Below are 25,807 nucleotides of genomic sequence, written 5' to 3' on the forward strand. Positions count from 1 at the left end.
TTATCTTTTGCTGCTACACTTTTAACACACGTGGGCGCATTTTAGTGTGTTTTGCTCGCGTACCTCGACCTTAACCCGCCTTTCATTGATTTCAGCTATCAGAACCATCAGAGATTATCCAGCCTAATGAACTTGATAATCATTCTCATTTTGGTAGCATGAAACATAGCAAAGGCTATATTTCAGGGGCAGACATGAATCACAGTCGCGTTGAGCAACGTCGTGGCCGTACAGCGCGGAAGTTAAGGCTGGCACTCATGGGGCCTGCTTTCATCGCTGCCATTGGCTACATCGATCCGGGTAACTTCGCTACGAATATTCAGGCCGGAGCCAGTTTCGGCTACCAGCTACTGTGGGTGGTGGTATGGGCCAACCTGATGGCAATGTTGATTCAGGTGCTCTCCGCCAAGCTTGGGATCGCGACCGGTAAAAACCTCGCGGAGCAGATCCGCGATCACTATCCGCGTCCGGTTGTCTGGTTTTACTGGGTGCAGGCGGAGATCATCGCTATGGCGACCGATCTCGCGGAATTTATCGGTGCGGCGATAGGGTTTAAGCTTATCCTCGGCGTGTCGCTGTTGCAGGGCGCGGTGCTGACCGGCATCGCCACATTCCTGATCCTGATGCTGCAAAAGCATGGACAAAAGCCGCTCGAAAAAGTGATCGGCGGGCTGCTGCTGTTTGTGGCGGCGGCATATATCGTGGAGCTTTTCTTCTCGCAGCCTAAGCTCGCGGCGCTTGGCAAAGGAATGCTGATCCCAAGCCTGCCGACCTCGGAAGCCGTGTTCCTGGCCGCGGGCGTACTCGGCGCTACCATCATGCCGCATGTTATCTATCTCCACTCGTCGCTGACGCAAAACCTGCATGACGGCTCGCGCAAAGAGCGCTACTCCGCGACCAAATGGGATGTGGCGATCGCCATGACCATTGCGGGCTTTGTCAATCTGGCCATGATGGCGACGGCGGCGGCGGCGTTTCACTTCAGCGGACACACCAAAGTGGCCGAACTCGATCAGGCTTACCTGACGCTCGAACCGCTGTTAAGCCATGCGGCGGCGACAATTTTCGGTTTGAGTCTGGTTGCGGCGGGACTCTCCTCGACGGTCGTCGGCACGCTGGCGGGGCAGGTGGTGATGCAGGGATTCGTGCGCTTCAGCATTCCGCTCTGGGTGCGACGCTCGGTCACGATGGCGCCGTCGTTTATCGTCATCCTGATGGGCCTCGATCCTACGCGCATTCTGGTGATGAGTCAGGTGCTGCTGAGCTTTGGTATCGCGCTGGCGCTGGTGCCGCTACTGTTCTTTACCAGCGATAAAAATCTGATGGGCGAACTGGTCAACACGCCGTGGGTCAAGCGAACCGGATGGGCGATTGTGGCGCTGGTAGTGGCACTCAACATCTGGCTGCTGGTAGGCACCGCGCTCGGATTATAACCGACGTAAAAAAGGCAGGCGCGAAGCCTGCCTTTTTTGTTCGCTCAGAACATTATCAGTGGTGATGACCGTGGCCGTGGCCGCGACCATGTTTACCCCAGCCGCGACGGTCATCGCGATCTCGCCAGCCTTCGCGATAGCCGCGCTCATACGCCCGGCGATTATCCCAGCCGCGATGCTTATCCCAGCCGCGATGGCGGCCATTGTCATGACGCCACCAGCGGTCGCCGCGCCACTGGTAATGGTTGTGCCAGTAATCGCGGTCGCGCCAGCGGCCGCCGTCCCAGTAGTTACCGTAATTGTCGCGATCGCCAATTTGTAATTTGATGGATGGCAACAGGGTGATTTCGCCAGCGCTGGCGACAAGCGGGGCGGTACCCACGAGTAACGCTGCTGCAAGAATCAGTGACCTGAACATACTTATCTCCTTCACGATCGGGGCCGTTGGTGGCCTGTTGCAGTAATATTACGGACCTGTAAATCCCTGCAGCATCGCTCCGACTCTGAAAACAGGTATGACCGCACTTTTTGCTAAAGCAGCCTGACCTCATGCACTATGACAGAATCGCCTCGATCGCCTGACGTTCTTCTGCTGAAAATTCCCGTTTCGCCAGCATGCCCACCGCGTCGTCAATCTGGCTGGTTTTGCTGGCGCCGATGAGCACCGATGTCACCTTCTCATCGCGCAGCACCCAGGCGAGCGCCATCTGCGACAGCTTCTGCCCGCGCTGTACCGCCAGGTCGTTGAGCCTGCGAACCTTTTCAAGTTTCGCATCGGTTATTTGATCCGGATTCAGGAAGCGGCTGCCGCTGGCGGCGCGGGAATCGGCCGGAATGCCGTTCAGATAGCGGTCGGTCAGCTGCCCGCCTGCCAGCGGCGAAAACGCGATGCTGCCCACGCCTTTCTCCTGAAGAAGATCCAGCAGGCCGTCTTCTACCCAGCGCTCGAACATCGAATATTTGGGTTGGTGGATAACGCACGGCGTGCCGAGTTCTGCCAGCAGGTCAATCGCCTCGCGCGCGCGGTCCGCCGGGTAGTTGGAAATACCGACGTACAGCGCTTTGCCCTGACGCACAATATGGTCCAGCGCGCGCATAGTCTCTTCAAGCGGCGTGTCCGGGTCTGGGCGGTGGTGATAGAAAATATCGACATACTCAAGGCCCATACGTTTCAGGCTCTGGTCGAGGCTCGAAATCAGGTACTTGCGCGAGCCCCAGTCGCCGTAAGGGCCGTCCCACATGGTGTAGCCCGCTTTAGTCGAGATAATCAACTCGTCACGATACGGCAGAAAATCTTCTTTCAGGATGCGGCCAAAATGGCTTTCAGCCGAGCCTGGCGGCGGCCCGTAGTTATTGGCGAGATCGAAATGGGTAATGCCGAGATCGAATGACCGGCGCAGCAGCTGACGGCTGGTATCCACCAGCGTCGCGTCGCCAAAGTTATGCCACAGGCCCAGCGAAATGGCCGGGAGCTTCAGGCCGCTGCGTCCGCAGCGGCGATATTCCATCGTGGTGTAGCGCGCAGTATCTGCCTGATAAACCATGCTTATTCACCTCTGTACGTGGTTGTTGCACTTTGAGATATCGGGTCGGGCCAGAAAGCGATATCGCCAGTGTATACGGTTACACAAATTGTGAAAGCAGACAGCCTACACGCCCGGCGTGCGTAAATCTTCTTTGCCACCGTTTTTTGCTGCCGCATCCTGGACAGCGATCACACTTCCCTAATACTCACTACAGGCTCCCTGAAAAGGATGGCGAAAATGCCAGACCAATACTGTATTGCCGACTATCTGTTGGATCGTCTCGCCGGGTGTGGCGTTAAACACCTGTTTGGCGTGCCAGGCGACTATAATCTGCTGTTTCTCGATAACGTTATCGCCCACCCGCATATCACCTGGGTGGGCTGCGCCAATGAACTTAACGGCGCCTATGCTGCCGATGGCTACGCGCGCTGTAACGGCATCGGTGCGCTGCTTACCACCTACGGCGTCGGCGAGCTCAGCGCGATCAACGCCATCGCGGGCAGTTACGCCGAAGCGGTGCCAGTGCTCCATGTGGTTGGCGCGCCCTGTCAGTCGGCGCAGCGTAAAGGCGAAGTGTTGCATCACACGCTCGGCGACGGCGATTTTCACCACTTTATGCGTATCGCAAAAGAGGTGACCGCCGCCCAGGGCTGGCTCACGCCCGCCAACGCCTGTTGCGAAATCGACCGCGTTATCGCGGAAATGTTGCGCACCCGCCGCCCGGGTTATCTCGTCTTACCGACCGATGTGGCAAGCGCCCCTGCCACCCCGCCTGTAAACGCTCTCACTGTGCCCCGGCCGCAGGCCGACGACGCCCAGCTCGCCGCGTTTCGCGAGGCGGCGCAGGCGCGGTTCGCGAGAAGCGACCGCGTGGCGCTGTTGGCGGATTTTCTGGCGCAGCGCTTTGGTGTGCAAAAGGCGCTACACCAGTGGCTGGATGACACGCCGATGCCGCACAGTTCGCTGCTGATGGGCAAGGGCGTGCTGGATGAAACCAAACCCGGCTTTACCGGCACCTACAGCGGCGCGGCAAGCTCTCCGGCGGTCTGCCGGGCGATTGAAGACGCTGATTTGGTTATCTGCGTTGGCGTGCAGTTTTCCGACACCATTACCGCCGGTTTTACCCAGCGTCTGACGCGCGATCAGACTATCGACGTACAGCCCTGGGCGACGAGAGTCGGCGATCGCTGGTTCAGCGGTATCGCGATGGACCAGGCGGTCGCTATTCTGCATGACATTGCAAAACGCCGCAGCGCGCGCCTGCCGCTTCCGCAGGCCAGGCCATCTGCCGCCACGCCGCCGGTCTCCGGCATGCTCAATCAGAATAACTTCTGGCCGCTGATTGAGGCGTTTCTGCAACCTGGCGATATCCTCGTGGTCGATCAGGGAACCGCGGCGTTCGGCGCCGCCGCGCTGCGTCTGCCTGCCGGGTGTGATTTCCTGGTACAGCCACTCTGGGGTTCGATAGGCTACGCCTTACCCGCCGCGTTCGGCGCGCAGACCGCCTGCCCAAACCGCCGCGTGGTGCTTATTACGGGCGACGGCGCGGCGCAGCTGTCGATTCAGGAACTCGGATCGATGCTGCGCGATGGTCAGGCGCCGGTCGTTATCGTGCTCAATAACGACGGCTATACGGTAGAGCGCGCCATTCACGGCGCGACGCAGCGCTATAACGACATCGCCCCGTGGCAGTGGACGCAACTGCCGCACGCGCTGCACGCCGACAGCCAGGCGCAAAGCTGGCGGGTGAGCGACACCGCGCAACTGCGGGACGTGCTCGCGCGTCTCGCGCGGCCCGAAAGGTTGTCGCTGATTGAGGTCATGCTGCCGCGCGACGATGTGCCGCCGCTGCTCGGCGCGGTCAGCCGGGCGCTGGAGGCGCGTAACGGCGCGAAGGAGGAATAACCGCCTTCGGGTACAGAAGATGCTGAAACGTGCAAGGTAATCTGTGATGTAAGTCTCTAAACCCGGGGCACTTATGCTATGGTCATTGTTGTTCTGGCGCCGGGAATTTAGAGTGTGCCGAGATTATTTTGAATTAAGCGGAGCAGCAACAGAATGACCAAATATGCTTTGGTGGGAGACGTGGGCGGCACCAACGCACGCTTAGCGCTGTGCGACGTCGACAGCGGCGAGATACTCAAGGCCAAAACCTATTCCGGCCTTGATTATCCGAGCCTGGAGGCGGTGGTGCGGGTGTATCTGGATGAACATAACGCCACGGTCACGGATGGCTGTATCGCCATTGCCTGCCCGATCACCGGCGACTGGGTGGCGATGACCAACCACGTCTGGGCGTTTTCTATCGCCGAAATGAAAAAGAACCTCGGCTTCGATCATCTGGAAATTATTAACGATTTTACCGCCGTTTCGATGGCTATCCCGATGCTCAAAACCGAACACCTCATCCAGTTCGGCGGCGGCGAGGCGCAGCCGAATAAACCGATCGCCGTCTACGGCGCAGGAACCGGCCTTGGCGTCGCGCATCTCGTGCACGTTGATAAGCGCTGGGTGAGCCTGCCGGGCGAGGGGGGCCACGTCGATTTCGCGCCCAACAGCGAAGAAGAAGCGATTATCCTTGAGCAGTTGCGCGCTGAAGTCGGCCATGTCTCCGCCGAGCGCGTGCTTTCCGGCCCGGGGCTTGTGAATCTCTACCGCGCGATTGTCAAAGCCGACGGCCGTCTGCCGGACAACCTGCGCCCGAAAGACATCACCGAACGCGCGCTTGATGACAGCTGCACCGACTGCCGTCGCGCGCTGTCGCTCTTCTGCGTCATCATGGGGCGCTTTGGCGGCAACCTCGCGCTGACGCTCGGCACCTTTGGCGGCGTCTATATCGCAGGCGGCATCGTGCCGCGCTTCCTGGATTTCTTCACGGCCAGCGGTTTTCGCGGCGGGTTTGAAGACAAAGGCCGCTTTAAAGCTTACGTTCAGGATATCCCGGTTTATCTTATCGTTCACGACCAGCCAGGGCTGCTGGGCGCCGGCGCGCATCTGCGCCAGACGCTGGGGCAGATCCTCTGACGAAAAAGGCGCCGCAAGGCGCCTTTTTGTTATCTCTCACAACCGCATCAGCTGGCGGAATTCTTTGACCCGGCTGCGGCTCACCGGCACCTGAAAATCGAGATCGCGCAGGCGCAAAATGTAGGTGTTATTAAACCACGGCTCGATTTCGCGAATTTTATTCAGGTTAACGCAGTACGAGCGGTGGCAGCGAAAGAAATGCGCCTCCGGCAGACGGCTGCAAAACTCGGTGATATTCATCGGCATCACATACGCTTCTTTGCGCGTGTAGACAAACGTCATCTTCTCGTGCGCTTCGGCATAATAGATATCGTTGATATCGGTCACGATAATCCGCTCATCCTTGATGAGATTAATCGTCGCGTTTTCGCGACCCGCCGGCGCGGCAGCATGCGGCGCGCTCTGCTGCGCAAAGGCGGCCTCCAGCTTTTGCAGCATGCCGATAATGCGCGATTCCTGATACGGTTTCAGAATATAGTCAAAGGCTTCCAGTTCAAACGCCTCCACCGCATGTTCTTTCCAGGCGGTGATAAACACGATAAACGGTTTACGGGCGAATTTACTGATGTTCTGCGCCAGTAGCACGCCGTCCAGTGACGGAATATTGATATCCAGAAAAATGGCGTCCACATCGTGCTGCTGGAGATATTTCAGCACATCCAGTCCGTCTTCAAAGGTGGCGACCACCTCCATCTGGCTGTGGGTTTTAATCAGCCAGCTCAGCTCCTGCTGCGCGAGGATTTCATCCTCAACGATAATGACTTTCATCGTAATTTCTCTCTACAACAGTACGGCGGCGTTGGGGCGCGGCGGCTGGTTAGGCACGTAAAAGGCTATCTCCGTGCCGGGCTCAAGGCGACGAATATGCAACCCTTCGCCATACAGCAGCTTCACGCGGTGATGGACGTTGATAAGCCCGATTTTATTAACCGGCATGTCGTTAGTATCCAGCTGATCGACAATCTGCGGGTCGATGCCGTGGCCGGTGTCACGCACCGCTATCCGCACCCGGCTGCCGCTCTGGGCGATACTTATCGTCACCACACCTTTGCCGCGGCACGGCTGAATACCGTGCACGATGGCGTTCTCCACCAGCGGCTGGATAAGCAGGCTGGCGACGCGGCAGTTCACCTCTTCGTCAATATCATAAATCACCGTCAGCTTGTCGCCGAAACGCGCCTGTTCAATCGCGATGTAATCTTTAATCTGATACAGCTCTTTCTTGATATCGATCTGCTCGTCATCTTTCAGTTCAATGTTGTAGCGCAGATAGCGCGAGAGATTAAAAATCAGCTGGCGAGCGGTGTCCGGATTAAGGCGAATGGAAGAGGAAATCGCATTCAGCGCGTTAAACAGGAAGTGCGGGTTGATTTTGCTCTGCAGGGCGCGCAGCTCGGCTTTGTTCGCCATCTCGCGCAGCTGCTCGGCGCGCGACACTTCAAGCTGGGTAGAGATAATCTGCGACAGGCCAATGGCCATCTCCTGCAATGACGATGTTATCTGGTGCGCGTGGCAGTAGTAGATTTTCAGCGTTCCGGTGACGACGCCTTTCTCCCACAGGGGGATCACGAGCATCGAATGGATCTCCGGCGTGCGGTGCGCCTCGTCGTTGTTTTTGATGATTATCTTGCCGTAGTGGATCGCCTGCTGGGTGGTCGGGCTCAGAGCGTCGTTATTGTCCTGATAGTTATGCTCGCCCACGCCGACATAGGCCTGCACGCTCTCGGTGTTGGTAATGGCGACCGCGTCGGCATTGATATCCCGGCGGATAATGTCGCACACCTGGCGCAGCGACTCGCTGTTTACATGGCGAAACAGCGGCAGCGTCTTGTTGGCGATATCCAGCGCCAGCTTGGCCTGACGCGCGGCGCTGGCCTCTTTTTCCCCCTCGACGCTGCGCACCAGCAGCACGATAAGCCCGATAGAAACGGTGCCTAAAATCATCGGCACGCCGATTTTCGATACGATATCCAGCCCCAGCGTCGTGGTCGGCGCCCAGACGACGACCAGAATCATGGTCAGCGTTTCACACAGCATCCCGCCGATGATCCCGGCCCGCCAGTGCTGCGCTTTCGGCACGCGACGGCTGATGAGGCCCGACAGCCCGCCGGCGACGATGCTGGTGATAAAACAAGGGATCGCGGTAATGCCGCCAATATCAATCAGGTAGCGGTGCAGCCCGGCGATAACCCCCGTGATAAGCCCCACCCACGGGCCGAAGAGAATACCGCCGGACATCACGGCGATAATGCGTACGTTGACCAGCGATCCCTCTACCGGCACGCCGGACCAGGTGCTGAACAGCGCGAACAGTGAAAAGATCGCGGTCACCGCCAGCAGCTCTTTGGGCGTGTGCGCGCTTTTGTGCAGCAGCTCCCGGAACAGACGCAGGCGAATCAGGAAAAAGAGGCAAATCAGCATTAGCGCCGCGCGGTCGAAGACCGCCAGCAGCATGTCGAAAATCTCGTGCAAGGAAAATCCGGATGTCTGGCAGGAAAGAGAACATGATAGAAAACCTGGCGGCCCTTGACCAGCCGCCAGGATTTGCCGGTTACGCGCCTTTTAGTTGTTCGCGCCCGGCAGGCGTCAGCGCAGCCTCGGTGGCGCGACCGCTGAAATCCACCTCAAAGTCATCCGGGGCGAAGTCTGGCGGGGAGCGGCCCTCCACAAACGCGGGCCACTGGCGCTTCAGATAGGCGTCGTTCTTCTCACACCACGGAGCGGCAGCGATATACATTACATTGCTGTCGAACTCGCCCTGATGTTCATTTTCTACCGCATGGATAACATCGCAGTGCCAGAAGACGGTGTCGCCCGGGGCCATGTCCGGAATTGAGGAAATCCCAGTCAGTAAAAGGGGATGCCAGCGTTCGTTAATGGAGAGCGCGCGGCCTGGCTTTGCGTCGCACAGCGAATCTTCCGGCACATCATCCTGCAGGGCGCGCAGCAGAATATAGGCCATCGCATTGGCGACCGGCAGCAGCGTCAGCGTGCCGCCGTGTTTGCGCTGTTCGGAAAGCGCGGTCCAGCCCTGAAACGTGCGGAACATGGAGCAGACGGCGGGCGAGGGAATTTCGCGCGCCTCGACGCGCCCTTCGGCGTCAAAGGGGTTGTAGCGCTGCCACTCGCCGCTGAACACGTGACGGTAGACGTGACGGAAGTTTTCATCAAGCCAGCGCTCCACCGAGCCGCCATCGACGTGGGGCGACAGCCCGAGTGACGACGAGCGCGGCGGGCGACGGCGAGTGCGGTCAGCGTAGGTCACCACGCGGTCCGGGTCGAAGTGCTGTTTGCCGTGGCTTTCGGTTTGCCAGAGATTGTTAAGAAACACCTGGGCGGCTTTCATACGCGCATCCTGGCGCGCCTCTACCTGCGGCTTCGACCAGTAAATGCCGTAAATTTGCGGCTTACTGTCGGCAAGCGTGCCGAAATAGTTGTCTTCTGCCGCATTTTTGAGTTTTTCAACGAAATCGTTGCGCTCCAGGTAATCGCCCACTTCCTGGTTCCAGGCGCGCGCCTGCGATTCCGGGAATACGCCTTTAATCACGCAGCAGCCGCGCTCCCGGATGCGCAATTTTTGTGCCTCGCTGACGCGGCCATTCAGGATATCGTCGGCCTGGATCTGCGGCACCGGGTTTTCGCCGCGCGCGGTTTCGCTCTGGATGGTTGCAATTTGGCGCTGAATATCCGCTTCAAGCTCAGCGAACACAGCCTGATAGTTCGGCAGCGCCTGGCGCAACTGCTGCTTCATTTCACGGATAGCGGCGGGAATATCGGTAATTTGCAGGGTCATTTCGCTTACTCCAGCTGTCGGGAACAGGGGTTATTGTTTTGTTGCATCAAAGTTAATATAACCATGCTTCATCAAATAAAACAGGGTTGTCTTTCAAATGAAAGTTCCCGTTTTTTATTCCGTACACTTTTTTTCACCTGGCCCCTCGACAGCAGAAAATTTTCCAGGCTATGTTCTTAGAGCCGCAACAGCGGCAGCGTCGCTCGGACGGTCCGGGCGCTTACGTCACTTCGAGGAACCTATGGCTGATTTCAGTCCCAAACGCCGTTTTTCGCGTATCGAACGTCTTCCCCCTTACGTTTTCAATATCACTGCTGAACTGAAGATGGCTGCGCGTCGGCGCGGCGAAGATATTATCGACTTCAGTATGGGCAACCCCGACGGCCCGACGCCGCCGCATATCGTTGAAAAACTCTGCACCGTGGCCCAGCGCCCGGACACGCACGGCTACTCCACCTCCCGCGGCATTCCGCGTCTGCGCCGCGCCATTTCGCGCTGGTATCAGGAGCGCTACGAGGTGGATATCGACCCGGAAACTGAAGCCATCGTCACCATTGGCTCCAAAGAAGGGCTGGCGCACCTGATGCTCGCCACGCTCGATCACGGCGACACGGTGCTGGTGCCAAACCCGAGTTACCCGATTCACATTTACGGCGCGGTCATTGCAGGCGCGCAGGTGCGCTCAGTGCCGCTGGTTGAGGGCGTCGATTTCTTCAATGAACTGGAGCGCGCTATCCGCGAAAGCTACCCGAAGCCGAAAATGATGATCCTCGGTTTCCCGTCTAACCCGACGTCGCAGTGTGTGGAGCTTGAGTTTTTTGAGAAAGTCGTGGCGCTGGCGAAGCGTTATGACGTGCTGGTGGTACACGATCTCGCCTACGCCGATATCGTCTACGACGGCTGGAAAGCGCCGTCGATCATGCAGGTGCCGGGCGCGCGCGACGTGGCGGTGGAGTTCTTCACGCTCTCCAAAAGTTACAATATGGCGGGCTGGCGCATCGGTTTTATGGTGGGTAATCAGGAGCTGGTCAGCGCGCTGGCGCGGATCAAAAGCTACCACGACTACGGCACGTTCACGCCGTTACAGGTGGCGGCGATCGCCGCGCTGGAAGGGGATCAGCAGTGCGTGCGCGATATCGCAGAGCAGTACAAACGCCGTCGTGATGTGCTGGTAAAAGGGTTGCACGAGGCGGGATGGATGGTGGAGTGCCCCAAGGCCTCGATGTATGTCTGGGCGAAGATCCCGCAGCCGTATGCCGCGATGGGCTCGCTGGAATTTGCGAAAAAGCTGCTGCAGGACGCGAAAGTCTGCGTGTCGCCAGGCATCGGGTTCGGCGACTACGGCGACACCCATGTGCGTTTTGCCCTGATTGAAAACCGCGATCGCATCCGCCAGGCGGTTCGCGGTATTAAAGCGATGTTCAGGGCGGATGGACTGTTGCCGGCGGGTACAAAACACGCCACGGCGCAGGACGCCGAATAAAAAACAGGAGCCGCTGGCTCCTGTTTTTTTACTCAGGTGTTTTACTAAATCATCAGGGCAAACGTGCCGGCCCACAACAGTAAAATCACCGATACGCCCATAAAGAAATATTTCACGTTACATCGCTCCGCATGCCTGAAAGCACGCCTGAATCAATACGCAAGGTCACAGTATAGAGAGATGAAGCCGCAGCCTGAGCACTTTGGGACTATTCCCCGTTCTGGCTGCCGCTCCTCAGGAGTCGTGTGGCGTAAATCACGCCAGCGGGCGCTAATGTAAACCTTTCTCTCAGGCGTGACAAGCGACGCGCCAAAGCCCGGGAAGAATTTTTTTCAGGGTGAAATTTTCCTTAAAAAACAATTAAAAATAAATAAATGACGGTAACTAATTCCAGATTCCAGGTGGTTGCCCGCCGTGCCGTTTACCGGGAAGCTTAGGGTTCATCACAACGGGAGCGCGTATGAAAATCAGCAAGGCGAATGCGGAACATTATCTGTGGGGCGGCGACTGTGACGGCTGGCATCTGGTGAAAAGCCCGGGACTTAGCGTGATCCACGAGCGTATGCCCGGCGGGCGCGCCGAGCAGCGGCACTATCACGAGCAGTCGCGACAGTGTTTTTTCGTGCTGCGCGGGGAACTCACGATGGAGCTGAACGGCGAACGCATAACGCTTTTACCTGGCGAAGCGATAGAGATTGCGCCGCTGGCGCCGCATCAGGCGCGCAACGACGCGCAGCACGAGGTGGAGTTTCTGGTTATCTCCCAGCCGACCACGCGGGGCGACCGGGTCAATCTTACAACCAGCCCGAGCGCTTAAGTTTCCAGTAGAGCAGATAACAGACCGCGAGGGTGCCGCCTATCGTCGCGGGATAGCCGAACGCCGAGCGGATCTCCGGCATATTTTCGAAGTTCATGCCGTACATACTGAAAATCACCGTCGGCACCACCAGAATTGCCCCCCATCCCGCGAGCTTTTTCACCACTTCGTTCTGCTGCACTGTCACCAGCGCAAGATTAACGTGCATGGCGCTGGTGAGCATCTCGCGCATATCTTCGGCGTCCATCACCACATGGTGAGCGTGATCCTGCACGTCGCGCAGGTACGGGCGCAGCGCCTTCGGCACAATATCCTCATGCAGGCGGATGAGCTGGTTGCAAATTTCATCCACCGGCAGCGCGGCGTTGCGGATAGCCAGCAACTGGCGGCGCAGCGTATAGACCTGTTGCACCGCCTGCTTATCAAACTCGGTGCGGAACATCGTGTTTTCCATCTCGCCGATGCGGCTGGTGAGCGAAGAGGTGATTTCCAGATAGTTATCGACGATAAAATCGAGCAGGCAGTAGAGCGCATAACCCGGCCCGAGCGCCAGCATTTCCGGCTTTTCTTCGGCTCGGGCGCGAATGGGCGCGTAACTTTCTGAGGCGCCGTGACGTACCGTTATCAGGAAATTTTTACCGATAAACAGGTGCGTTTCACCAAATTCAATCTGCTCTTGCGGGTTCATCCAGGCGGTTTTCACCACCATAAATAATGACTCGCCGTACTGCTCGATTTTCGGGCGCTGATGCGCGGTGAGGGCGTCTTCGATGGCGAGTTCGTGCAGCCCGAACTCCTGCTGAATAATGTGCATGAACGGCGCGTCGGGCTGCCACAGCCCAAGCCAGATAAACGCGTCAGGATCTTCGATAGCCTCGCTGATATCTTCGAGGTTAATCACTTCCGGCGCCTTATCGCGGCGGTAGACCATGCTGTTAACAATCATTTTTCTCATCCCTGCGGTATCGCTTATCGGGTAACTATAAACAGCGTGGGCGCAGGCTTCCTCTTTTTCGCGGGAATTCAGGCAATTCTGGCGCGCTAAAACATCTCAACCAGACGACGTACCGAGGGCGAACGTTCAAATTTACGCCACGCCAGCGCGATATCGGTTTTCAGCGTCTGGTCGCTCAGGCGGTGAAACGTCACTTGCGGATGCGCGATGCACTGCATCGACACCGGCACCAGCGCAAAGCCGAAACCTGCCGCGACCATACTAAGCGACGACGAGAGCTGCGATGCCTGCTGGCTGTCGGCGGGCGCGAGGCCTGCGCGCAGGCAGGCGTTAAATACCAGTTCATACAGCCCCGGCGCCACTTCGCGCGGAAACAGCACCAGCGGCGTGCCGGCCAGTTCACTGAGCGCCAGCTCATCACGCGCGCTCAGCGGATGGTTTTGGTGCAACGCCGCCACCATCGGTTCTTCGTCAATGAGGCGCAGGTTAAACGCTTTGCTGCTCTCGCAGGGCAGGCGGACAAACGCGGCATCCAGCAATCCCTCCTGTAAGTCATGCATCAGCGCGGCCATATTGGCCTCCTGTTGCAGCAGCGTAATAGCCGGATAGCGCTGCTGAAACTCGCGCAGCAGCGAGAACACGCGCGAGTGAAAGGCATTGGAGCTACTGATGCCGACGGAGAGCGAGCCATTAACGCCGCGGGCGATGCCGCGCGTTTTCTCCAGCGCCGCATCGCTTAGCGCCAGAATTTGACAGGCGTCCTGATAAAAGGCTTCCCCCGCTTCGGTCAGCTCCACGCCGCGCGTCAGGCGACGCAGCAGCGGCGTGCCCACTTCACGTTCGAGTCGCTGGATCTGCTGGCTGAGCGGTGGCTGGGAAATCCCCAGTAATTCAGCGGCCCGCGTAAAGTGCCGCGTCTGGGCTACCGCCACGAAATAACGCAAATAACGAAGTTCCATATCAAAAACGTCTCAAACCGGGATGCTTTCTATATTGGAACCGCACGCTGAATCGGGTCAACATTTGATTAATCTTTCTTACGGAATATGAGTGAGGATTAGTGCAATGAGCCATGCAACCGATTGTTCTTGCGAGGAAATCTTGCTGGAAACCGTGCGGGCGCTGCGGGATAAAGATACAGAATGTGTGATATATCAAACATCCATGATGAGCGCCTTACTGAGCGGCGTTTATGAAGGAAACACCACCATCGCGGATCTTCTGACTAAAGGCGATTTTGGCCTCGGCACCTTTAACGAACTCGACGGCGAACTGATCGCCTTCAGCCATGAAGTGCATCAGCTGCGCGCCGACGGCAGCGCCCGCGAGGCGCAGCCCGATCAGAAAACGCCGTTCGCCGTCATGACATGGTTTAAGCCGCACTATCGCCAGCGTTTCGACCGGCCGATGAGCCGCCAGCAAATTCATGACGTCATTGACCGGCAGGTGCCGTCCGACAACGTCTTCTGCGCGCTGCGCATCGATGGGCATTTCCGCCATGCTCACACCCGTACTGTGCCGCGCCAGACGCCGCCGTATCGCGCCATGACCGATGTGCTCGATGACCAGCCAGTGTTCCGCTTCGACGGTCGCGACGGCGTGCTGGTGGGCTTTCGCACGCCGCAGCATATGCAGGGCATCAACGTTGCGGGTTACCACGAACACTTCATTACGGACGACCGCCAGGGCGGCGGGCATCTGCTCGATTACCAGCTTGAGCACGGCGTGCTCACCTTTGGCGAGATCCACAAGCTGATGATCGACCTGCCGTCAGACCCGGCGTTTCTTAACGCCAATCTGCATCCCGACAATCTCGATGCCGCCATCCGTTCGGTTGAAAACTAACAGTCTGAAAGGGGAAAAATCATGGACAACGAAAACCGGGTGCGCCAGTGGGCGCACGGCGCCGACATGGTGGTCGGCCAGCTTGAAGCCCAGGGCGTAAAACAGGTCTTCGGCATTCCCGGCGCGAAAATCGATAAGGTCTTCGACTCCCTGCTGGATTCCACTATCCAGATTATCCCGGTGCGCCACGAGGCCAATGCGGCGTTTATGGCCGCTGCCGTCGGGCGCATCACGGGCAAAGCGGGCGTGGCGCTGGTCACCTCGGGGCCAGGATGCAGTAATCTCATTACCGGCATGGCGACCGCCAACAGTGAAGGCGACCCGGTGGTCGCGCTCGGCGGGGCCGTGCGCCGCGCCGATAAAGCGCGCCAGGTGCATCAGAGCATGGATACCGTGGCAATGTTCAGCCCGGTAACCAAATACGCGGTCGAAGTTTCCTCCTCCGACGCCATCGCGGAAGTGGTTTCCAACGCTTTTCGCGTGGCGGAGCATGGCCGTCCGGGCAGCGCTTTTGTCAGCCTGCCGCAGGATATCGTCGACTTGCCTGCGACAGGCAACATTCTGCCCGCGGGCAAAGCGCCGCAGTTCGGCCCGGCGCCGGACGCGGCGATAGACCATGTCGCCGGGCTTATTCGTAACGCCAAAAACCCGGTGATCCTGCTGGGGTTGATGGCGAGCCAGCCGGAGAACAGCCGCGCGCTGCACCGTCTGCTGGAGAAAAGCCATATTCCCGTCACCAGCACCTACCAGGCGGCGGGCGCGGTGAATCAGGAGCACTTCACCCGCTTTGCGGGCCGCGTCGGGCTGTTTAATAACCAGGCGGGCGACCGGCTGCTGCATCTGGCGGATCTTATTATCTGTATCGGCTACAGCCCGGTGGAATATGAGCCCGCGATGTGGAACAGCGGCAAGGCGACGCTGGTGCATATCGATGTGCTGCCTGCCTATGAAGAGAGCCACTATTCGCCGGAAATCGAACTGGTGGGCGATATCGCCGGCACGCTGGAAAAACTTGCCGGGCGCATCGCGCAGCCGCTGGTATTGAGCGACCGGGCGTCAGAAATTCTCATCGATCGCCAGAACCAGCGCGAGCTGCTGGCGCGCCGGGGGGCGCAGCTTAACCAGTTCGCGCTGCATCCGCTGCGGATCGTGCGCGTCATGCAGGACATCATCAACAGCGACGTGACGCTGACGGTCGATATGGGCAGTTTCCATATCTGGATTGCGCGCTATCTCTACAGCTTCCGCGCGCGTCAGGTGATGATCTCCAACGGTCAGCAGACGATGGGCGTGGCGCTGCCCTGGGCCATCGGCGCCTGGCTGGTGGAGCCGGGCCGTAAAGTGGTGTCGGTGTCCGGCGACGGCGGGTTCCTGCAATCGAGCATGGAGCTTGAAACCGCCGTGCGTCTCAAAGCCAACGTGCTGCACATCATCTGGGTGGACAACGCCTACAACATGGTGGCTATCCAGGAAGAGAAAAAATATCAGCGGCTCTCCGGCGTTAACTTCGGGCCAGTGGATTTCAAAGCCTATGCAGAGGCTTTCGGCGCCGCCGGGTTCGCGGTGGAAAGCGCCGAGGCGCTGGAGCCGACGCTGCGCGCCGCGATGGATGTCGACGGGCCGGCGGTGGTCGCCGTTCCGGTCGACTACAGCGATAACCCGCTGCTGATGGGACAGCTCCATCTCAGCCAGATTCTCTGACTTACCAAAAGGAACGGATTATGAAAAAAGTTGCACTGGTGACTGGCGCAGGGCAGGGCATAGGCAAAGCCATCGCGCTGCGCCTGGTGAAAGATGGTTTTGCGGTCGCGATTGCCGATTACAACGCCGAAACCGCCAATGCCGTGGCGCAGGAAATCAACGAGCAGGGCGGCAGCGCGGTAGCGGTGACGGTGGATGTCTCCCGACGCGATCAGGTTTTCGCGGCGGTGGAACAGACCCGTAAGGCGCTCGGCGGCTTTGACGTTATCGTCAACAACGCGGGCATTGCGCCGTCCACGCCGATTGAGACGATAACCGAAGAGGTTATCGACAAGGTCTATAACATCAATGTTAAAGGCGTTATCTGGGGTATGCAGGCGGCCATTGAGGCTTTCAAAGCGGAAGGTCACGGCGGGAAAATCATCAACGCCTGTTCGCAGGCGGGCCACGTCGGCAACCCGGAACTTGCGGTCTACAGCTCCAGTAAATTCGCGGTGCGCGGCCTGACCCAGACCGCCGCGCGCGATTTAGCCCCGCTCGGCATCACCGTCAACGGCTTCTGCCCCGGCATTGTGAAAACGCCGATGTGGGCGGAAATCGATCGCCAGATCTCCGAAGCTGCAGGCAAACCGCTCGGTTACGGCACGGAGGAATTCGCCAAACGCATTACGCTGGGCCGCCTCTCCGAGCCGGAAGATGTCGCCGCGTGCGTCTCGTTCCTGGCCGGCCCCGATTCCGACTACATGACCGGCCAGTCGCTGCTTATCGACGGCGGCATGGTATTTAGTTAATCCTTATCATCTACCTTTTTCGGCATGTCCGAAAACCCACCGTTAATGCGGTGGGTTTTTTTATGGCGCGGGTATGCCAGTATTTGAGCATCGTTATCGGAAGAGGCAAAAATGAAAAAGGGTTTTCTGGGGTGTGCGATGGTGTTTTTGTCCGGCTGCGCTGGCTGCGGCGATCGGTTACCGGATGTGCAGGTGGGGCAGGTGACCCTGACCCGCCACACGCCATGCATAACTTACCGCGTGGCGGCCGGGGATCGCCTGTCGTCCATCCAGATTGCGGATAACGCCGCAGGGGGTGGAAATTTTCATAAAATCGTACAAGCGCCTGCCATTTACCCGCAGACTGGCAAATGCCTGCCGACGTTGGGTTATCATTTCGAAAGCGGCAGAAAATATGTGGTGTATTACAGCCTGGATAATCCGCACCAGGAACGCGAGCGTATTGTTGAAGTGAACTTTTCGCTGCCATGAATTCGCACAGAAGAAAACCCCAACAATAAAAGCCCCTTTCGGGGCTTTAAAATAAAAACGTGTAGTGTTTCTTCGGGGCTGGTCGCTAACGCGGACATACCCGCAGCAGAGAATATGAATCAGTCTTTACTCTGCAACAGATAACGATAAATAAGACCGCCCACTACGCCACCCACCATCGGGACTATCCAGAACACCCACAATTGCTCTAAAGCCCAGCCGCCCTGGAAAATAGCGACTGCCGTGCTTCTCGCGGGGTTTACCGACGTATTAGTGACGGGAATGCTGATCAGATGAATCAGCGTCAGGGCCAGACCAATCGCCAGCGGCGCAAATATCGCCGGCGCGTTTTTATCAGTGGCACCGTGGATAATCAGCAGGAAGAAGGCCGTCAGCACCAGTTCAGTCAGGATGGCTGCCGTAAGGCTGTAACCATCCGGTGAGTGGTCGCCGTAGCCGTTTGCGGCGAAACCGCTGGCGACAGCGTCAAAGCCTGCTTTGCCGCTCGCGATGACATAGAGCACGCCTGCCGCGGCAATACCGCCGATCACCTGCGAAACGATGTAAGGAATGACGTCCTTAAAGGTAATGCGTCCACCGGCCCATAAGCCCAGCGTGACGGCAGGGTTAAAATGCCCGCCGGAAATATGCCCTACGGCATAAGCCATCGTCACGACGGTCAGACCAAACGCAAGCGAAACCCCTGTAAAACCAATGCCCAGTTCAGGGAAAGCGGCGGCCAGTACAGCGCTCCCGCAGCCACCGAATACCAGCCAGAATGTGCCGAAAAACTCAGCCGCATTTTTTCTCAACATTTTTATCTTCCTTGTATGCACTATCATTATTACGTGGTTATATAACGGCGGGACATCATATCTTCTGAACGTAATAAATAAACCGGGCACTGTTCTTAAAAAGGACGAGAATGTTATATTCTGTATGCATATGATTAAATTGCGTGAGAAAAATGAATTTTCTGTTGGGGCGTTGTTGGGGAAGCGTTGAATGTAGATGAGGTGAGTCTATACTCGTTATTAATCTCTTTTTTCAATAATGTCTATTAAGGGTAAGCTTTACAGAAAGCATTATATTCTTCAGTTAATGCAGACAGCTCACCATCGGTTAAGAGCTCATATGCAGACAAACCCTTATAACGAGATGCCGGGTTCTCTTCCATAATCTTTTGGTAACGATTTTTCAACCCTGTGATTAACTGCGCAGGAACAACATCATGATCGCAAGGATCGTTTTTAGCGCAGAAGAAATAGAACATTGCCGCTTTCAGGGGCTCTGACAGTAAATTGTGATGATTTTTAATTAAATAGTCCACCGCCCAGGCTCTGTGTTTATCCGATAAAAGCAGATCGCCCAGGCAATGCGCTTTGAATAATCCATTTTGCATAAAGGCCGATTCCACTATTTTCTTCCTGAAAAATGCAGAGGACGCTTCATCGATCGCATCAAGCTCACTCAGGTAATGAGCGGCCTCTTCTGCGCCTTCATCAATACAGTCACAGTTGATATAATAAGGGTCTATGTAACCTTGTTTAAGGTAGAGGTTAAGCCCCTCGCTGAGTTTGTTTTTTAATTGCTGAAGATTTTTCTGCATAATTAACTCCCATTACCTGTTCTGACGTTTTACGCTTGATAACAGCGCTTTCAAATTACGTAGTGAGCGTGATTCGTCGAAAGGTATCGCTATCAGAAGCAATGTATCATGAGAGTCTAAAATCAAAGGGCCCATATTTTTTATAAGCGCTTCATCTGCATCTAACGCTATATAGGCGACTAAACCATCCATATAGATTCTACAGAACTGGTATTCTCTGTTTTCATAAGGAGGCGGAAAGTCAAATACCATACTTTCCATTATGGGAGTAAGGTTGTGAAGGTGACCGCGAGTATTATGTTGGTAAATGAAAACAGGAAAATCAACCTTCGCCAGTGGATCTTGCTTTAATGTTGCCAGACGCAATTTTTCTAATAAATTATCTGATAACATAATTTCTTGCATATCTTCCCTGGTTGAAGCCGCTGCACGCCATAAAATACTCATGAAGAACACCTTTAAAGGAAGAAAGTTAACACCCTCTATAGTTCGGACTTGCGTTTTACCCGGATCACCACTAAGTTGTGACGGATCACATGGAATACCATCAGCGATCGTAGGCCAGCCGCTCCAGACGAGGTAATTCTTACGAAGCAATTTAATTGCTTAATTATCGATTTGCGAAAGTATTTCCTCACCCTTACTGGTACAAAGCATATTATCGTACCAGCCCTGAAACCTTTTTAATACAGGTGCATCCTTCTGGACTTGTAACGCTTTTTCCCCTTTCTTACCTATGAATGTCAATGCCCGCGGTAAAATATGCGAGTCAACAAAACGGCTTGTCATCAAAGTGAGTTTACACGTTCCCTCACCGACTTTGATTTTTTTCTTGCGCATGTATCAATCCCTTCATCTAATCCGTCAGAAGACAATTTTATCATTTCCTGGCCTTTATAGGGGACGATTAATACGCAACTAGTTTTATGGTCGATGAAAACAGGCCGGGCTATGTAGCGTCACGCTGCCTGGAAGAAGGTTCTCCGGGAGTACTTAAAACGGTTGCGACTTTTTCTGCCAACAGGAACGTACGGATAAAGTTGTTACTTGTCTGCAAGGCGTAACCAGCTCCCTGGTGATGAATACACGGCGATGTTTCGCTGCTCATCGACAGCGGTATGGTGTTTAGTTAACCTTTGCGACTCTCCCGCTGCGGGAGAGACCGTTTTTGCTGCGCTCAGAGCGCGAACCCTTCCTGTTGCAGTTCGCGGCTGAACCAGTCGAGAAACAGGCTCACTTTCTGCTTACGCTGGCTGGCATGCGGCAGCACGATATGGTGCGCGCTAAGCGGCAGCGCCCACGCTTCGCCGAATACCGGTACCAGAATCCCTTCGTTAAGGTAGTGCTTTGCCAGCAGGTTGCTCTCAAGAATCACCCCGATGCCCATGCGCGCCGCCTCGAAGCTCATATAAGAGCGATCAAAGCTGAACATATAGTTCTTCTCTCTGGCGGGAATGTTGAACCACGAGAACCACGCGTTCCAGTTAATCAGCGTGCTGGAGGAGTGGATTAACGTATGGTTGAGCAGATCGTCCGGTGTGCTCACCGGGTGGCGCGACAGATATTCCGGCGTCGCCAGCGCCACCATTTTTTCATTTTTTACCGAATGGACCTGCAACGTCGGCCAGTCGGGATAGCCGTGACGAATATCGATATCAATATTGTCACGCGTGAACTGAAGATTTTCATAAGAGCAGGTGAGATTAAGGTGAATCTCAGGATGGGCAGCGTTGAATTTATTCAGGCGACGCATCAGCCACAGCAGTCCAAGGCTCGGTGATGAGTGCAGCCGGAGAATATCGTGGTGAATATCGTTAATCGCCAGATCTGTCGCGCGGCCAATCGTATTAATCGCGCCAGAGATCTCCTGATAATAGGTTTTGCCCACCGCCGTGAGCACAATGCCGTTGCCGTTGCGAATCAGTAGTTTCTTACCGATAAATTGCTCAAGACTGGTGAGCTGGTGGCTTACCGCCGACGGCGTGACGTTCAGCAACGCCGCTGCCTGGCTGATGCTGCCTGCGTTTGCCACCTCAAGAAATGTCTGGATATTCCTGAGCGACGGGACGGGTAATATTTTTTTGCTTTCCGGTGCCATAGGGCCTCCTGTTAAAACGTCATGCGACGCAAAAAAACAAAAGTGTGATCCCGCGCAGCCTTTTTTCCCGCCTTTTAAATTTTCACTCGGCGGATTTCGACAGGTATATCACAAAGCAAATTTTTCTCAACAGCTATTGAGGAGAATTGCATTCTCATTGTTTTGGTGTCCGCTATAGTCCCCAGACAGAATAAAAACAGAAGCCGACATGTCCGTTTAACCGATTACGAGACGAAATATGAGCCAAATACAATCTGCAAGTTACGTAAAGAGGAAGTCGACAAATTATCGCTTCGTCGTACTGGCGTTAATATTCGTTGTCTATGCCATTAATTATGCGGATCGCACCAATATTGGCGCGGTGCTGCCTTTTATTATTGATGAATTCCATATTAATAATTTCGAAGCCGGCGCGATTGCCAGCATGTTTTTTCTTGGCTATGCCCTGACGCAAATCCCCGCCGGTTTTTTTATTGCGAAACGCGGTATTCGGGGGATGGTGGCGCTGTCGGTATTCGGCTTTTCGTTTTTTACCTGGCTGATGGGCACCGCCAGTTCAGTGTTTGGCCTGAAGATTATTCGCCTCGGGCTTGGCGTGGCGGAGGGGCCGTGCCCGGTGGGGCTCGCTTCTACCATTAATAAATGGTTCCCGGCAAAAGAAAAAGCGACCGCCACCGGAGTCTATATCGCCGCCACCATGTTCGCGCCAATTATCGTACCCCCGCTCGCCGTGTGGATTGCCGTGACCTGGGGCTGGCGCTGGGTGTTTTATTCCTTCGCGATCCCGGGGATTGTTATCGCTATCGCCTGGTATCTGCTGGTGCGCTCATCACCGGGGGAGAGCCGCTTTGTCTCGCAAAACGAGCGCGAATTTATCGAATCTGACCGTCAGGAAAATAACACGGCGCGCGAGAATATCGATTTACATCCTAAATTCGCGCTGCTGGATAAAATTATCCGCGTACGGCCATGCGAGCCGATAAAAACGGTAAAAGGCCTGTTTACCTCGCGTAATATTCTCGGCGACTGCCTGGCCTATTTTATGATGGTCAGTGTGTTATATGGTTTATTAACCTGGGTCCCGCTCTACCTGGTTAAAGAGAAAGGTTTTAACTTTTTAAGCATGGGGCTGGTGGCCAGTATGCCCTGCATCGGTGGATTTATTGGCGCCATCGGCGGTGGTTATATTTCCGATAAGCTATTAGGCCGCCGCCGTAAACCGACCATGATGTTTACTGCGATCGCGACCCTGTTAATGATGCTGGTGATGCTTAATATTGCGCAGAGCACCACTGCGGTCTGTGTTGGCTTATTTATGGTTGGGCTCTGTCTGAATATTGGCTGGCCTGCCTTTACCGCTTACGGTATGGCTGTGGCGGACGCCAAAACCTACCCCATTGCCGCCTCGATAATCAATACCGGCGGAAATCTGGGTGGTTTTGTTTCCCCGATGGTGGCCGGATTTCTGCTCGACACAACCGGCAATTTCAATGCGGTATTTACTTATTTCGGCGCCTGCGCGGCGGTGGGATTAGTAGTTATCGCGCTGCTTGATGAACCCCGTTAATTAATCCCGACGTCTTATTCCGGCTCGGACATAGAAAACCAGGAGTCACACATGCTGTTAACAGATAAAGTCGCCGTCATTACCGGCGCGGCCTCCCCACGTGGTCTGGGTTTTGCCACGGCAAAATTATTTGCCGACCAGGGCGCCACGGTGGTGATTATCGATCTCGATATTACCCGTAGTCAGAATGCGGCCGCTTCGCTTGGCGAACGGCATCTGGGCCTTGCCGCCGACGTGGCGGACGAATTACAGGTCAATGCCGCCATTGAGCAGATCCTTGGGAAATATGGCCGCGTGGACGTGCTGGTGAATAACGCGGGTATTACCCAGCCGCTCAGGCTGATGGATATTAAACGCGAGAATTATGACGCGGTATTGGATGTCAGCCTGCGCGGCACATTATTAATGTCTCAGGCGGTGATCCCCACCATGCGTCGGCAAAAAAGCGGCAGCATCGTCTGTATTTCGTCCGTTTCCGCCCAGCGCGGCGGCGGGATTTTCGGCGGCCCGCACTACAGCGCCGCTAAAGCCGGCGTGCTGGGGCTCTCACGTGCCATGGCGCGTGAACTGGGGCCGGATAATGTGCGCGTCAACGCCATCACGCCGGGCCTCATCCAGACCGATATCACCGCCGGCAAGCTTACCGACGAGATGCGCCAGAATATCCTCTCGGGTATTCCGCTTAACCGCCTCGGCGACGCGCAGGATATCGCCCGCGCCGCGCTGTTCCTCGGCTGCGATCTCTCTTCTTACTGCACCGGCATCACGCTCGACGTGAACGGCGGCATGTTAATTCATTAAGCGCGGAGCCTTACGATGTCACAGACAGAATTACAAAAAGTGGCCCAGGCGGCGTGGCGCATTCGCCGCTACGCCCTGCAAATGGGCGAAGTTCAGGGCCAGGGTTATATCGGCCAGGCGCTGGGTTATGCCGATGTGCTGGCGGTCGCCTTCGCGCATACCATGTCGTTTCGCCCGCAGGAGCCGGAGTGGGAAGGGCGTGACCGTTTTCTGCTCTCGCACGGGCATTATGCTATCGCATATTACGCGGCGCTGATCGAGGCGGGAATTATTCCTCAGGAGGAGCTTGAAGCCTACGGTGCGGATGAGAGCCGCCTGCCGATGTCCGGTATGGCGACCTATACGCCAGGTATGGAGATCTCCGGTGGGTCGCTCGGGCAGGGGCTCAGTATCGCCGTTGGGATGGCGCTCGGCCTGCGGCAGAAAAACAACCCGGCATGGGTCATTAACTCAATGTCTGATGGCGAGCTGGACGAGGGTTCCACCTGGGAAGCCGCGATGTCGGCAGCCCACCATGGGCTCGGCAACCTGATTAATCTCGTGGATATCAACCGTCAGCAGGCGGACGGTAATTCGTTGAAAATTCTCGGCTTCGAGCCGTTGCAGGATAAGTGGGCATCATTCGGCTGGTATGTGCAGCGGGTGAACGGCAACGATCTGGCGGCGGTCATCGCCGCGTTTGACAACGCCACGCAGCATCCGGGCGATCGGCCGCGCGTTATCCTGTGCGACACCCTGATGGGCAAAGGTGTGCCGTTCCTTGAAGCGCGCGACAAAAACCATTTTATCCGCGTGGATGCCGATGAATGGCAGAAAGCGCTCGCCGTGTTAGACGCCAGCCAACCCTGAGGAATATGCCATGAGCAATACGTTGACATCCAAACCGCGTCTGACGACGTCCGCCATGATCGCCTCCATCGCTGACGAGGGCCAGGAGACGCGTGCCGCGCCGTTCGGCCATGCGCTTGTCGACCTGGCGCAGCAGCGCCCGAAAATTGTCGGTATGACCGCCGATCTGGCGAAATACACCGATCTGCATATTTTCGCTAACGCGTTTCCGCAACGCTTTTTCCAGATGGGTATGGCGGAGCAGTTGCTGATGGGGGCGGCGGGCGGGATGGCGAAAGAGGGCTTTACGCCGTTTGTGACCACTTACGCCGTCTTCGCTACCCGGCGCGCCTATGATTTTATCCATCAGGTCATTGCTGAAGAGAATCTGAATGTGAAAATCTGCGCGGCGCTACCGGGTTTGACGACCGGCTATGGCCCGAGCCACCAGGCGACGGAAGATCTCGCGATTATGCGCGGCATCCCGGGCATGACTATTATCGACCCCTGCGACGCGCTGGATACCGCGCAGGCGGTAACCGCCATCGCTGACCATCAGGGGCCAGTCTATATGCGCCTGCTGCGCGGCAAAGTGCCGGTGGTGCTGGATAAATATGATTACCAGTTTGAGGTGGGCAAGGCGAAGCTGCTGGAGGAGGGCAACGAGGTGTTGATTATCTCCTCCGGCATCATGACCATGCGCGCGCTGGAGGCTGCGGCGCAGCTGCGCAAGGACAATATCGGCGTCGCGGTGCTCCATGTGCCGACCATCAAACCGCTCGATGAAGAGACGATTGTCGCGCAGGCGTCAAAGCCTGGACGGCTGGTGATCACGGCGGAAAACCATAGCGCCGTCGGCGGGCTTGGCGAGGCGGTCGCCGCATTACTGATGCGTCGCGGCGTGCGCGCTCAGCTCGATACTGTTGGCCTGCCCGATGAGTTTCTTCTGGCTGGCGCGCTGCCGACGCTGCATGATCGCTACGGCATTTCGACCGCCATGATGGTACAAAAAATCAAGTCGCGCCTGTAACGGCTCATGCATAAGTAAACTGAAAAGCCCACCGC

General features: G+C 56.4%; 26 protein-coding genes. 13 read left to right on the forward strand and 13 right to left on the reverse strand.

The features are described 5' to 3' along the window. Nucleotides 1-194: 194 nt before the first annotated feature. Nucleotides 195-1,433: an Nramp family divalent metal transporter gene (locus AFK63_RS04150; RefSeq protein WP_038861397.1), complete on the forward strand. Its 1,239-nt coding sequence runs from the start codon at nt 195-197 to the stop codon at nt 1,431-1,433. Nucleotides 1,434-1,488: 55 nt separating this feature from the next. Here AFK63_RS04150 and AFK63_RS04155 read toward each other — a convergent pair whose 3' ends face one another. Then, on the reverse strand, nt 1,489-1,851 hold the full coding sequence (locus tag AFK63_RS04155; protein ID WP_038861399.1) for a DUF2502 domain-containing protein: 363 nt from the start codon (nt 1,849-1,851) through the stop codon (nt 1,489-1,491). 136 nt (nt 1,852-1,987) lie between these two features. Further along, nucleotides 1,988-2,977, reverse strand: a complete 990-nt coding sequence (gene mgrA, locus AFK63_RS04160; protein ID WP_038861401.1) for an L-glyceraldehyde 3-phosphate reductase — start codon at nt 2,975-2,977, stop codon at nt 1,988-1,990. A 219-nt stretch (nt 2,978-3,196) separates the two neighbouring features. On the opposite strand from mgrA, the gene AFK63_RS04165 reads away from it, so the two are divergent. Both AFK63_RS04165 and glk read left to right on the forward strand, forming a co-directional pair. Beyond that, on the forward strand, nt 3,197-4,864 hold the full coding sequence (locus tag AFK63_RS04165; RefSeq protein ID WP_038861402.1) for an alpha-keto acid decarboxylase family protein: 1,668 nt from the start codon (nt 3,197-3,199) through the stop codon (nt 4,862-4,864). Between the two features lie 153 nt (nt 4,865-5,017). Next, nucleotides 5,018-5,983, forward strand: coding sequence for a glucokinase (gene glk / locus AFK63_RS04170; protein WP_007715738.1), 966 nt, complete (start codon nt 5,018-5,020; stop codon nt 5,981-5,983). Nucleotides 5,984-6,019: 36 nt separating this feature from the next. Here glk and AFK63_RS04175 read toward each other — a convergent pair whose 3' ends face one another. From AFK63_RS04175 to AFK63_RS04185, 3 genes are all read right to left on the reverse strand, one after another. Further along, nucleotides 6,020-6,751: a LytR/AlgR family response regulator transcription factor gene (locus tag AFK63_RS04175; protein WP_038861405.1), complete on the reverse strand. Its 732-nt coding sequence runs from the start codon at nt 6,749-6,751 to the stop codon at nt 6,020-6,022. 12 nt (nt 6,752-6,763) lie between these two features. Then, on the reverse strand, nt 6,764-8,455 hold the full coding sequence (locus AFK63_RS04180; RefSeq protein ID WP_038861406.1) for a sensor histidine kinase: 1,692 nt from the start codon (nt 8,453-8,455) through the stop codon (nt 6,764-6,766). A gap of 79 nt (nt 8,456-8,534) precedes the next feature. Next, nucleotides 8,535-9,776 carry a DUF1479 domain-containing protein gene (locus AFK63_RS04185; protein ID WP_038861409.1) on the reverse strand — a complete coding sequence of 414 codons (1,242 nt, stop codon included), beginning with the start codon at nt 9,774-9,776 and terminating at the stop codon, nt 8,535-8,537. Nucleotides 9,777-10,017: 241 nt separating this feature from the next. Between AFK63_RS04185 and alaC the strand changes: the two genes are divergently transcribed. After that, nucleotides 10,018-11,259, forward strand: a complete 1,242-nt coding sequence (gene alaC / locus AFK63_RS04190; RefSeq protein ID WP_038861411.1) for an alanine transaminase — start codon at nt 10,018-10,020, stop codon at nt 11,257-11,259. A 44-nt stretch (nt 11,260-11,303) separates the two neighbouring features. On the opposite strand, the gene ypdK is transcribed toward alaC, so the two are convergent. Continuing rightward, nucleotides 11,304-11,360 carry a membrane protein YpdK gene (gene ypdK / locus AFK63_RS21770; protein WP_097566156.1) on the reverse strand — a complete coding sequence of 19 codons (57 nt, stop codon included), beginning with the start codon at nt 11,358-11,360 and terminating at the stop codon, nt 11,304-11,306. A 359-nt stretch (nt 11,361-11,719) separates the two neighbouring features. Between ypdK and AFK63_RS04195 the strand changes: the two genes are divergently transcribed. Further along, nucleotides 11,720-12,076 (forward strand): cupin domain-containing protein, encoded by a 357-nt coding sequence (locus tag AFK63_RS04195; RefSeq protein ID WP_038861413.1) that lies wholly within the window; start codon nt 11,720-11,722, stop codon nt 12,074-12,076. Here the strand turns inward: AFK63_RS04195 and AFK63_RS04200 are convergent. Further along, nucleotides 12,054-13,022 carry a magnesium and cobalt transport protein CorA gene (locus tag AFK63_RS04200; protein WP_038861415.1) on the reverse strand — a complete coding sequence of 323 codons (969 nt, stop codon included), beginning with the start codon at nt 13,020-13,022 and terminating at the stop codon, nt 12,054-12,056. The two genes, AFK63_RS04195 and AFK63_RS04200, sit on opposite strands and share 23 nt — an antisense overlap. A 95-nt stretch (nt 13,023-13,117) precedes the next feature. Further along, on the reverse strand, nt 13,118-13,990 hold the full coding sequence (locus tag AFK63_RS04205; RefSeq protein ID WP_038861418.1) for a LysR family transcriptional regulator: 873 nt from the start codon (nt 13,988-13,990) through the stop codon (nt 13,118-13,120). 106 nt (nt 13,991-14,096) lie between these two features. Between AFK63_RS04205 and budA the strand changes: the two genes are divergently transcribed. From budA to AFK63_RS04225, 4 genes are all read left to right on the forward strand, one after another. Beyond that, entirely contained in the window at nt 14,097-14,876 is a 780-nt protein-coding gene (gene budA / locus AFK63_RS04210; protein ID WP_038861420.1) for an acetolactate decarboxylase, read from the forward strand. A 21-nt stretch (nt 14,877-14,897) separates the two neighbouring features. Beyond that, nucleotides 14,898-16,577 (forward strand): acetolactate synthase AlsS, encoded by a 1,680-nt coding sequence (gene alsS, locus AFK63_RS04215; RefSeq protein WP_038861422.1) that lies wholly within the window; start codon nt 14,898-14,900, stop codon nt 16,575-16,577. Between the two features lie 20 nt (nt 16,578-16,597). Next, nucleotides 16,598-17,368 (forward strand): (S)-acetoin forming diacetyl reductase, encoded by a 771-nt coding sequence (locus AFK63_RS04220; RefSeq protein ID WP_038861423.1) that lies wholly within the window; start codon nt 16,598-16,600, stop codon nt 17,366-17,368. A gap of 111 nt (nt 17,369-17,479) precedes the next feature. After that, a complete protein-coding gene (locus AFK63_RS04225) occupies nt 17,480-17,839 on the forward strand; it encodes a putative T6SS immunity periplasmic lipoprotein (RefSeq protein WP_038861425.1) in 360 nt (119 codons plus the stop codon). A gap of 119 nt (nt 17,840-17,958) precedes the next feature. Here AFK63_RS04225 and aqpZ read toward each other — a convergent pair whose 3' ends face one another. The 5 genes from aqpZ to AFK63_RS04250 form a co-directional block, all read right to left on the reverse strand. Beyond that, a complete protein-coding gene (aqpZ, locus tag AFK63_RS04230; protein WP_038861427.1) occupies nt 17,959-18,654 on the reverse strand; it encodes an aquaporin Z in 696 nt (231 codons plus the stop codon). Between the two features lie 245 nt (nt 18,655-18,899). Further along, entirely contained in the window at nt 18,900-19,448 is a 549-nt protein-coding gene (locus AFK63_RS04235; RefSeq protein ID WP_236613094.1) for a hypothetical protein, read from the reverse strand. 12 nt (nt 19,449-19,460) lie between these two features. Further along, entirely contained in the window at nt 19,461-19,895 is a 435-nt protein-coding gene (locus AFK63_RS04240) for a hypothetical protein (RefSeq protein ID WP_038861431.1), read from the reverse strand. 159 nt (nt 19,896-20,054) lie between these two features. Further along, complete coding sequence (locus tag AFK63_RS04245; RefSeq protein ID WP_038861434.1) at nt 20,055-20,288, reverse strand: hypothetical protein; 234 nt, start codon at nt 20,286-20,288, stop codon at nt 20,055-20,057. A gap of 337 nt (nt 20,289-20,625) precedes the next feature. Beyond that, nucleotides 20,626-21,546, reverse strand: coding sequence for a LysR substrate-binding domain-containing protein (locus AFK63_RS04250; RefSeq protein WP_038861436.1), 921 nt, complete (start codon nt 21,544-21,546; stop codon nt 20,626-20,628). A 238-nt stretch (nt 21,547-21,784) separates the two neighbouring features. On the opposite strand from AFK63_RS04250, the gene AFK63_RS04255 reads away from it, so the two are divergent. From AFK63_RS04255 to AFK63_RS04270, 4 genes are read left to right on the forward strand one after another with little or no spacing between them, the layout of a single operon-like run. After that, nucleotides 21,785-23,113, forward strand: coding sequence for an MFS transporter (locus AFK63_RS04255; RefSeq protein ID WP_038861439.1), 1,329 nt, complete (start codon nt 21,785-21,787; stop codon nt 23,111-23,113). Between the two features lie 51 nt (nt 23,114-23,164). Further along, complete coding sequence (locus tag AFK63_RS04260) at nt 23,165-23,914, forward strand: SDR family NAD(P)-dependent oxidoreductase (RefSeq protein ID WP_038861441.1); 750 nt, start codon at nt 23,165-23,167, stop codon at nt 23,912-23,914. A 15-nt stretch (nt 23,915-23,929) separates the two neighbouring features. Next, nucleotides 23,930-24,763, forward strand: coding sequence for a transketolase (locus tag AFK63_RS04265; RefSeq protein WP_038861443.1), 834 nt, complete (start codon nt 23,930-23,932; stop codon nt 24,761-24,763). 10 nt (nt 24,764-24,773) lie between these two features. Beyond that, entirely contained in the window at nt 24,774-25,772 is a 999-nt protein-coding gene (locus AFK63_RS04270) for a transketolase family protein (RefSeq protein WP_038861445.1), read from the forward strand. The last annotated feature ends 35 nt before the right edge of the window (nt 25,773-25,807 follow it).

The organism is Cronobacter muytjensii ATCC 51329 (assembly GCF_001277195.1).
Classification (GTDB): domain Bacteria; phylum Pseudomonadota; class Gammaproteobacteria; order Enterobacterales; family Enterobacteriaceae; genus Cronobacter; species Cronobacter muytjensii.